We start from the raw sequence: 9245 nt of genomic DNA, 5'->3' as shown, positions 1-9245 counted from the left end.
ATTTCGGTGCCGGCCTGGGCGTCATCGAGCTGACCATCGCGTTGCATTACGTCTTCGACACCCCGGATGACCGGTTGGTGTGGGACGTGGGTCATCAGGCCTATCCGCACAAAATCCTCACCGGCCGTCGCGAGCGCATGAGCAGCCTGCGCCAGAAGGACGGCGTTGCCGCCTTCCCGCGTCGTTCCGAGAGCGAGTACGACACCTTTGGCGTCGGCCACTCCAGCACCTCGATCAGCGCAGCGCTGGGCATGGCGATTGCCGCCCGCCTGCAACACAGTGATCGCAAGGCGATCGCGGTGATCGGCGACGGCGCACTGACCGCCGGCATGGCCTTCGAGGCGCTGAACCACGCGCCGGAAGTGGACGCCAACATGCTGGTAATCCTCAACGACAACGACATGTCGATTTCGCGCAACGTCGGCGGGCTGTCGAACTATCTGGCGAAAATCCTTTCCAGCCGCACCTACGCGAGCATGCGCGAAGGCAGCAAAAAGGTCCTGTCGCGCCTGCCCGGCGCCTGGGAAATCGCCCGTCGTACCGAAGAATACGCCAAAGGCATGCTGGTCCCGGGCACGCTGTTCGAAGAGCTGGGCTGGAATTACATCGGCCCGATCGATGGCCACGACCTGCCGACCCTGATCGCCACCCTGCGCAATATGCGCGATCTGAAAGGCCCGCAATTCCTGCACGTGGTCACCAAAAAAGGCAAAGGCTTCGCTCCGGCGGAAGTCGACCCGATCGGTTACCACGCCATCACCAAACTCGAACCCCTGGACGCCCCGGCCAACCCGCCGAAGAAAGCCGGCGGGCCGAAGTATTCCGGTGTGTTCGGTGAATGGCTGTGCGACATGGCCGCGGTCGATCCGCGTCTGGTCGGGATTACCCCGGCGATGAAGGAAGGCTCCGACCTGGTGGCCTTCAGCGAGCGCTTCCCGGAGCGCTATTTCGACGTGGCGATTGCCGAGCAACACGCCGTGACCCTCGCCGCCGGCATGGCCTGCGAAGGCGCAAAACCGGTGGTGGCGATCTATTCGACCTTCCTGCAACGCGCTTACGACCAGCTTGTGCATGATGTGGCGGTGCAAAACCTTGACGTGCTGTTCGCCATCGACCGTGCAGGCCTGGTGGGCGAAGACGGCCCGACGCACGCGGGTAGCTTCGACCTGTCGTTCCTGCGTTGCATCCCCGGCATGCTGGTGATGACCCCGAGCGACGAAAACGAATTGCGTAAAATGCTCAGCACCGGCCACCTGTACGACGGCCCGGCGGCGGTGCGTTATCCGCGCGGCACCGGCCCGAATGCGCCGATCGCGAAAGACCTCGATCCGATTGAAATCGGCAAGGGTGTCGTCCGCCGTCAGGGCAACAAAGTCGCCCTGCTGGTGTTCGGCGTGCAACTGGCCGAGGCACTGAAAGTCGCCGAGAAGCTGGATGCGACCGTGGTCGACATGCGTTTCGTCAAACCGCTCGACGAAGCACTGGTTCGCGAAATCGCTGGCAGTCACGAACTGCTGGTGACCATCGAAGAGAACGCCATCATGGGCGGTGCCGGTGGCGCGGTCAGCGAGTTTCTCGCCCGCGAAAACATCCTCAAGTCGGTGCTGCACCTGGGCTTGCCGGACATTTACGTCGAGCACGCCAAGCCTGCGCAAATGCTGGCGGAGTGTGGGCTGGATGAGGCAGGGATCGAAGAAGCAGTGCGTCAGCGCCTGCAGCTGCTGAATATCTAATCCTCTGGCTACATGCAAAACCCTGTGGGAGCGGGCTTGCTCGCGAATGCGGTGCGTCAGTCGGCATCAATGTTGACTGACACAGCGCATTCGCGAGCAAGCCCGCTCCCACATTGGTTTTGTGCAACCTCATAAAAATGTATTCGCTTTAGAGCGTCAACGGACTACCCATGAAACTCCCCCGCCTCGCCCTGGCGCTGACCCTCCTGCCGGCCGGCCAACTCTTGGCCGACACCTTCGAACGCGACCAGGCCCTGAAACTGCCGGACGTGCTGATCAGCGCCAACCGTCAGGTCGAAGCGCGCAACGACAGCAGCGCCGCCAACACCGTGTTCACCCGCGACGACATCGACCGTCTGCAGCCGAGCAGTGTCACTGACCTGCTGCGCCGGGTACCGGGCGTACAGGTCGGGCAAACTGGCGGGCGCGGCAGTCTGCCGGGGGTTTACATTCGTGGTACCAAGTCGGCGCAAAGTCTGGTGCTGGTCGACGGCCAGCGCATCGGCAACTCGACCTCCGGCGACAGCAACCTGCAACACATCAACATCGAACAGGTCGAGCGCGTGGAAGTGCTGCGTGGTTCGCGTTCAGTGATTTACGGCAGCGATGCGATTGGCGGGGTGATCCAGATCTTCACCCGCCGTGGTGGCGAACAGGGCTTGCAACCCCGCATGCACGTGGGGGTTGGCAGCAATCAGACCTGGGAACGCAGCCTTGGATTGTCTGGCGGCGATGGGCAGACACACTTCAATCTCGGCGCCAGCCTCGATGAAACCGCAGGCATCAATCGCACCCACCAGTCTTGGCCCAGTGATGGCGATCACGATGAATACCGCAATAAGTCGGTCAGCTTAAGCCTGAGTCACGCCCTCACCGATGACATCGAAGTCGGCGCCAATCTGCTGGATAACCAGGGCAAAAGCGCATTCGACAATCCGTTCGGCCGCTTCGATATGAACACCTTTGAATCGGTCCAGCAGCAGCCCTACAGCAAGTTCTCTGTGAGCAGCGTCAGCAGTTACGTCGATGCGCGCATCAACGACGCCTGGAAAACCCGCGTCGAGTTCGGCCATAGCGAAAACCGTGAGAAGACGCTCGACAAGCTCAGCGATGAGCGCAGCGTGTTCAACACCTACCGCGATTCGGTGAATTGGCAAAACGACCTGACCCTGGATGAACGCAACAGCCTGATCCTCGGCGGCGACTGGTACGAAGACCGAATCAACAGCAGCACAGCGTTCGACGAAGACAGCCGCTGGAACCGTGCAGCGTTTATCCAGCATCGCTATCAAGCCGACAGCTTTTCTACCGAACTGGGCCTGCGTCGCGACCAGAACCAGCAGTTCGGCAGCCAGAACAGCTGGAGCGGCACGTTCACACTGCCGCTGAACCCGGACAACGATGTGCTGTTGACCTACAGCGAAGGCTTCCGCGCGCCGACCTTCAACGACCTGTACTACCCGGATTTCAGCAATCCGGATTTGAAACCCGAAACCTCGAAAAGTTATGAGTTGCAATGGCGCAGTCAGCTGACGCAGAGCAGTCGTCTGGAAGCTTCGCTGTATCGCACCGATCTGCAAGACGCAATTATTTTCGGCAGCAACAACCGCCCGGCAAACGTCGCTTCGGCGCGGATCAACGGTTTCGAAGCGGCCTTGAAACAAGAGCTGTTCGGCTGGCAGAGCAACCTTGGCCTGGCAATCATCGACCCGCGGGATCGCGACAGCGGCCACACCCTCGCCCGTCGTGCACGGCGGACGTTGAGCCTGGACCTGGATCGGCAGTTCGACCGGCTCGGCCTCGGTGCCAGTTGGCAAGCGGTGAGCAGTAGTTATGACGACGAGAACAATCAGCAGCCGTTAGGCGGGTATGCGTTGTTGGGGTTGCGCAGCAGTTGGGCGCTGAATCGCGAGATCAAGCTGGAATTGAAGGTCGATAACCTGCTGGACAAGGGCTACAGCCGGGCGTTGTACAGCCATGATGGCAGTCAGTATGGGTATCGTGAGGAAGGCCGGGCGTGGATGTTCGGGGTGACCTGGACGCCAGGGTTTTGACCAGAGATCAGCGGTGTTCAGGCGGGCCTCTTCGCGGGCAAGCCTCGCTCCTACGGGTTTGAGTCGATCAAAAAAATTGAATAACTCCAATCCTGTAGGAGCGAGGCTTGCCCGCGAAGGCCGCGCCTCGGTCTCAACGGTCCGGCGCGATCACTTGGCACAACTTGGCAGTCGCTTCGATCATCTGCCCACTCGGCCGCTCCAGGCCTTTGTCCGTCACCAGCAGCAATTGCCCCTGCGCCACCGCCGTTACCTGAGGCCAGCTCTTCCACGCATCGAGCTGCGCCTGATCACTGGCCAGAATCACCTCGGGATTGCGCTGCAACACCGCCTCCACACTGATCTGCGGAGCAGGCTGTGTCAGATCGGCAAACACATTGCGCGCCCCGCACACCGCTAGCGCATCGCTGATGATCTGCCCACCGCCCACGGTGTACAGCGGGCGATCCCAGACTTGATAAAACACCCGTAACGGTTCATCCCTTCGATAACGCTGGCGCAGGGAGTCGAGTCGTTGACGCAGATTTTCGGCCAATGAAACGCCACGCTCCGGTCTTCCGAGCTGCGTAGCGATCACTTCAATCTGGGCGGCAAGTTGTTCGAGGTTGTGGGGTTCGGCGACATAAGTGGGAATGTTCAGCCGTTTGAGCTGCTCACGCTGGACCGGCCCCACACTGCCCGGCCACAACAGCAACAGATCGGGCTTGAGGCTGAGCAGTCGTTCCATGTCCAACTGGCCGTAGTTGCCAACAGAAGGAATGTCTTTGAGCTCAGCGGGACGTTCGCCAGCATCCAGCACACCGACCAGAAGGTCAGCCGAGTTCAGCTCAACGACAATCTCAGAAAGCGACGGCGCCAGACTGACGACCCGTTCAACCGCAGCCGCCGAACCGCTGACAGCCAGCAGCGACACTGCCAGCCAGATGCTGCGCATCAGCCGAGTTGACGCGGGATACGGTAGAGGTAGAACAGCACCGTGGTCGACAGCGCCAGCAGCACCAATGGAACGGCTTCAAGACCTACGAATACCGCCAGCGCACCAATCCAGGCGGGCAGGCCGGCGACCAGAAACGCAGCACGGCGTTTCGCGGCCAGGGCAATCCAGGCGCTGGGTTCTTCAGGAGTGTCGAGGGCTTTTTGGGTAGCGATCAGTGCGTGCTTGTAACCGCCAAAGAACTTCAGGCTGACAAACATCGACGCCACACCGGCGATGAACAATGGCATCGCCAGTACCGGCAAAATCGCCTCGCTCTGGCCGAATACACCATTGACCACGAACAGCGGCACCAAAGCCAGCGCCAGGTATTGCCACCAATTGACGGACAGTCGCCGCCGTACCTGACCGCGGGTCACGCCCGGTCAACCTCGCCCTGATGCTCGTTGCCCATCATATGGTCGAGCTTGCTGGCCTTGGTGGCCAGATAGAGTTTGTTGTGTGGGTTGTGCCCGGTGTGCAACGGCACGCGCTCGGCAACCACGATGCCCATGTCGGTCAAGGCTTTGACCTTGCGTGGGTTGTTGGTCATCAGACGCAGGGACTTCACGCCCAGATGCTCCAGCATCGGCAGGCACATGGCGTAGTCGCGCTGGTCGGCGGCGAAGCCCAGACGCTCGTTGGCTTCAACGGTGTCTGCACCGCCATCCTGCAATTCATAGGCGCGGATCTTGTTCAGCAGGCCAATGCCGCGACCTTCCTGACGCAAGTAGAGCAACACGCCACGGCCTTCACGGGCGATCGCCTGCAGGGCGGCCTCGAGTTGCGAACCGCAGTCGCAGCGCTGGCTGAACAAGGCATCGCCGGTCAGGCATTCGGAGTGCAACCGGCCGAGTACCGGAGCACCGTCGGCAAACTCACCCAGGCTCAGTACGACGTGCTCGCGCCCGTTCTCTTCGTCGAGAAAGCCATGCATGGTGAATTGCGCAAAAGGCGTTGGCAGCTTGGAAGCGGCGACAAAAACGACAGGCACCGGTGTGCTCCTGATCTATAAGTACTGAAGATTCGCAGAGGCGGCATTGTAACAGCACGTTCCTACAGACGCTTAGGCTGAATTATGGGGCATAACGATCAAAAAGTTTGATCAAGAGGCCAAGCCAACAACCCTGTGGGAGCGGGCTTGCTCGCGAAGACGGTTCCACATTCAAAATCATTGTGACTGTCACACCGCTTTCGCGAGCAAGCCCGCTCCCACATTCACCGTACTTATTCTGTGTCAAACGGGTACGGCTGTTTCCACTTTGCGAAAATCGGTTTCAACTGGCCGTTTTTTACCAGCACTTCCATGCGCTGATCGAACAGCGCCATCAACGTGCGAGCCCGAGGTGTATCGGCGAAGCACAGGTAAAGCGGTAATTCCGCGATATGCGTGCGGCGAAACTGCGACGTGTCCGTGACTCGGCTAAGGACGTAATCGACTTCGGTCAGTGCATCGATGTAATAGTCGGCGCGATTGTGGGTCAGCATGGACGCAATTCCCGTCCGCCGCACGACTTCGTTATAGCGCTGCACATTGGGTAGATAAGCCTGATATTTGTAGCCGCGTACCCAGGCCAATCGGTAGCGGCCCAAGGTATCCAGGGTCGGCGCTGGATTGCTGGCCAAGCCCAAGGCGTAGATGTGGTCGGTATCGAAATTCCATCGTGGATAAAGCAGGTCGCTCGCCTCCTCCCGATAAGAACCGACACAAGCGTCCACTTCCCCACGCTGGGCCAAGCCCATGGCGCGCGTATAAGGTTCGGTTCGAATATCCAGTTTTACGCCCGCCGGCTCGAAGACTTTGCGTAACACCTCCCAGCCCAAACCCTGACCATCGGCGGCGGTAAAGTCTTCCCAGGCTTCGCTGGCGAGGTGAATCACGGAGGGCGTCGTCGGTGCATCCTCCGCCCGGGCGAGCGAGCAAAACACCGCGAAAACCATCAGCAGCAACCCGCGTCGCGCTATCCCCGGTTCTCTCACTTGGCGCCTCAGACGAAAAACCACACCAGCCCTTGCATCGCCAACCACGCAAATACGCCTGCCAGCACGTCGTCGAGCATGATCCCGACCCCACCGTGCACATGCCGGTCGATCCAGTGAATCGGCCAGGGCTTGAGGATGTCGAAGAAGCGGAACATCAGGAACCCCGCCAGCAACCAATACCAGCCTTCCGGTACCAGCCACAGGGTGATCCACATCCCGACCATTTCGTCCCAGACGATGCCTTCATGGTCGTGCACGCGCAAATCATCGGCGACCTTGCCGCACAGCCAGAAGCCGAACAGCATGGTGATGCCGAGCATCAGCCAATAGCCCCAATCGGGCAGCATCTGCCACAACGGAATGAAGGGTAACGCCACTAACGAACCCCAGGTGCCCGGCGCTTTTGGCAGGGTGCCCGAGCCGAAGCCGAACGCCAGGAAATGCCAAGGGTTGCGCCAGACCGACGGCGGTACGAACTCCGCCGGGACCTGTTTGGGATGATCTGTCACGGTGTCTCCCGAAAATGTTGATAGCCCCGGATTGACGGGGTGATGTCGTGTCCGTCGGCGTCCAGCAATGTCACGCCCTGCCCCGCTACGACTCGCCCAAGCACATGGATCGGCCAGCCGTCCGCCAGCAATGATGGCAACTCGGCGGGCGGCAAGGTGAAGGCCAGCACGTAATCGTCACCGCCACTGAGGGCGGCTTGCTCAGCGCCAGACTGACCAAGGAAGGCCAGCAGCGCCTTCGACAACGGCAGCTTACTGCGCTCCACCTGAACCCCGACTTTCGATGCCAGGGCAATATGCCCACAGTCGGCGAGCAGGCCGTCGGAGATATCCAGCGCCGCAGTGGCTCTGCCGCGCAACGCCATGCCCAGACCCAGCTGCGGTTGTGGCGACCAGTAATGAGCCCGCAACGGATCAGCGATGGCCGCGTCAGCCATTCGCTGACCGAGTACCAACGGCAATGCACCCGCGCCGTTCCCCAACTCACCGCCCACGCAGAACAAATCGCCCGGCTGTGCGCCGCTGCGGGTCAACGCCAGGCCGACCGGCACCCGACCGAACACAGTCATGGTCAGGCTCAACGGCCCGCGGGTGGTATCGCCACCCACCAGCGCCACGCCGCAATTTTGCGCCATGAGGTTCAAACCACGGGCGAAGGCTTCCAGCCAATCGGTGGTCACCGTCGGCAAGGTCAGGGCAAGGGTAAAGGCAATGGGAGCGGCGCCCATGGCGGCCAGGTCACTGACCGCCACAGCCAGCGAGCGCTGACCGAGCAGAAACGGGTCACAGGGGTCTGCGAAATGCACACCGGCCACGAGCGTGTCGGTGGAAATTGCCAACTGCTCCCCGGGGGGAACAGCCAGCAAGGCGCAGTCGTCGCCGATCCCCAGAGCAACGCCTTCGCCGCCCTGCGCACAAGGCGCGGCGGCGAAGAAATTGCGGATCAGCTCAAACTCGCCCATTGGGTGTCCTGTCTCACCAATACTGTTCATTTTTTAGCGGCGTCTGGTGTCGCCATAATGCGTTGCCGCTCCTCGCCATAGCCAGCTATGACTCGTCGCGGCGCCTTGTCTGGCAACACCAGCCACTCGCCAAAAAACGAACGTATCGGCGAGACAGGACACTGCAAGCGCCGATCAGCGCTTGAACGCCTTCACTTCAGCTTCACGCAGACGCGGGGCCAGCTTGTCGAGCACACCGTTGACGAACTTGTGGCCGTCGGTGGAACCGAAGACCTTGGCCAGTTCGATACCTTCGTTGATCACAACGCGGTACGGCACATCAACGCGCTCGAGCAGTTCCCAGGTGGACAGGCGCAGAACCGCCAGTTCAACCGGGTCCAGCTCTTCGATGGTGATGTCCAGGCATGGCGCCAGTGCGGCATCGATCCGGTCCTTCTGAGCCGGAACCCCATGCAGGATTTCACGGAAGTAGGCGCCGTCGACATCGCTGAAATCGTTATCGACCCGAAACTGCGCTTCGATCTCGTTCAGCGACTGCTTGGCCATGTGCCATTGGTACAGCGCCTGAGTCGCGAGCTGACGGGCTTCGCGACGCTTGACGCTTTTCGATGGCTTGCCGGCATCCGCAGGCTTTGGATCGCGCGGGTCGAAACGATCCCTTTCGTCGCTAATCACTTGGCCTCCAACTGCGCCAGCAGGCTGACCATTTCCAGAGCGGACTGGGCAGCTTCAGCACCTTTGTTACCGGCCTTGGTGCCGTAACGTTCGATGGCTTGTTCGATGGAATCAACGGTCAGTACGCCGAAAGCGACCGGTACGCCGAACTCCATGGACACCTGGGCCAGGCCCTTGGTGCATTCGCCCGCCACGTATTCGAAGTGCGGAGTACCGCCACGAATGACTGCGCCCAGGGCGATGATTGCCGCGAACTCGCCCTTCTGAGCGACTTTCTGCGCAACCAGCGGGATTTCGAAGGCGCCAGGCGCACGGATGATGGTGATGTCGCTTTCGCTCACGCCATGGCGAACCAG

10 protein-coding genes are annotated in these 9245 nt (G+C 60.8%); 2 read left to right on the top strand and 8 right to left on the bottom strand.

Translation table 11 applies throughout. The features are described 5' to 3' along the window. Together dxs and ACIPLA_RS23935 are read left to right on the top strand one after the other, a co-directional pair. Window positions 1–1733: 1-deoxy-D-xylulose-5-phosphate synthase (gene dxs, locus ACIPLA_RS23940; RefSeq protein WP_401176487.1), on the top strand; the 1733-nt coding region annotated here is incomplete at its 5' end. Window positions 1734–1903: 170 nt separating this feature from the next. Next, window positions 1904–3787 carry a TonB-dependent receptor domain-containing protein gene (locus ACIPLA_RS23935; RefSeq protein ID WP_401176484.1) on the top strand — a complete coding sequence of 628 codons (1884 nt, stop codon included), beginning with the start codon at window positions 1904–1906 and terminating at the stop codon, window positions 3785–3787. Between the two features lie 133 nt (window positions 3788–3920). On the opposite strand, the gene ACIPLA_RS23930 is transcribed toward ACIPLA_RS23935, so the two are convergent. The 8 genes from ACIPLA_RS23930 to ribE all read right to left on the bottom strand — a co-directional run. Beyond that, window positions 3921–4721, bottom strand: coding sequence for a cobalamin-binding protein (locus ACIPLA_RS23930; RefSeq protein WP_401176481.1), 801 nt, complete (start codon window positions 4719–4721; stop codon window positions 3921–3923). Next, a complete protein-coding gene (locus ACIPLA_RS23925) occupies window positions 4721–5140 on the bottom strand; it encodes an MFS transporter (RefSeq protein WP_123498512.1) in 420 nt (139 codons plus the stop codon). The genes ACIPLA_RS23930 and ACIPLA_RS23925 overlap by 1 nt, the downstream gene beginning before the upstream one ends. Next, a complete protein-coding gene (ribA, locus tag ACIPLA_RS23920) occupies window positions 5137–5754 on the bottom strand; it encodes a GTP cyclohydrolase II (protein ID WP_007906827.1) in 618 nt (205 codons plus the stop codon). The genes ACIPLA_RS23925 and ribA overlap by 4 nt, the downstream gene beginning before the upstream one ends. Before the next feature lie 233 nt (window positions 5755–5987). Next, window positions 5988–6701 (bottom strand): ABC transporter substrate-binding protein, encoded by a 714-nt coding sequence (locus tag ACIPLA_RS23915; RefSeq protein WP_185022182.1) that lies wholly within the window; start codon window positions 6699–6701, stop codon window positions 5988–5990. Between the two features lie 47 nt (window positions 6702–6748). Then, window positions 6749–7252, bottom strand: coding sequence for a phosphatidylglycerophosphatase A (locus ACIPLA_RS23910; RefSeq protein WP_008073949.1), 504 nt, complete (start codon window positions 7250–7252; stop codon window positions 6749–6751). Next, window positions 7249–8214 carry a thiamine-phosphate kinase gene (thiL, locus tag ACIPLA_RS23905; RefSeq protein WP_401176475.1) on the bottom strand — a complete coding sequence of 322 codons (966 nt, stop codon included), beginning with the start codon at window positions 8212–8214 and terminating at the stop codon, window positions 7249–7251. The genes ACIPLA_RS23910 and thiL overlap by 4 nt, the downstream gene beginning before the upstream one ends. 174 nt (window positions 8215–8388) lie before the next feature. Continuing rightward, the gene (nusB, locus tag ACIPLA_RS23900; protein ID WP_401176472.1) at window positions 8389–8889 is read right to left on the bottom strand and encodes a transcription antitermination factor NusB; all 501 of its coding nucleotides are present in this window, start codon (window positions 8887–8889) and stop codon (window positions 8389–8391) included. After that, window positions 8886–9245 (bottom strand): 6,7-dimethyl-8-ribityllumazine synthase (gene ribE / locus ACIPLA_RS23895; protein WP_401176469.1); only part of this gene is annotated, 360 nt, incomplete at its 5' end. The genes nusB and ribE, both read right to left, overlap by 4 nt.

Origin of the sequence: Pseudomonas sp. NPDC086112 (assembly GCF_044746425.1) — a bacterium.
Taxonomy (GTDB): Bacteria; Pseudomonadota; Gammaproteobacteria; order Pseudomonadales; family Pseudomonadaceae; genus Aquipseudomonas.
The sequence above is the reverse complement of the archived record's forward strand: the minus strand, read 5'-3'. Positions and strand labels throughout refer to the sequence as shown.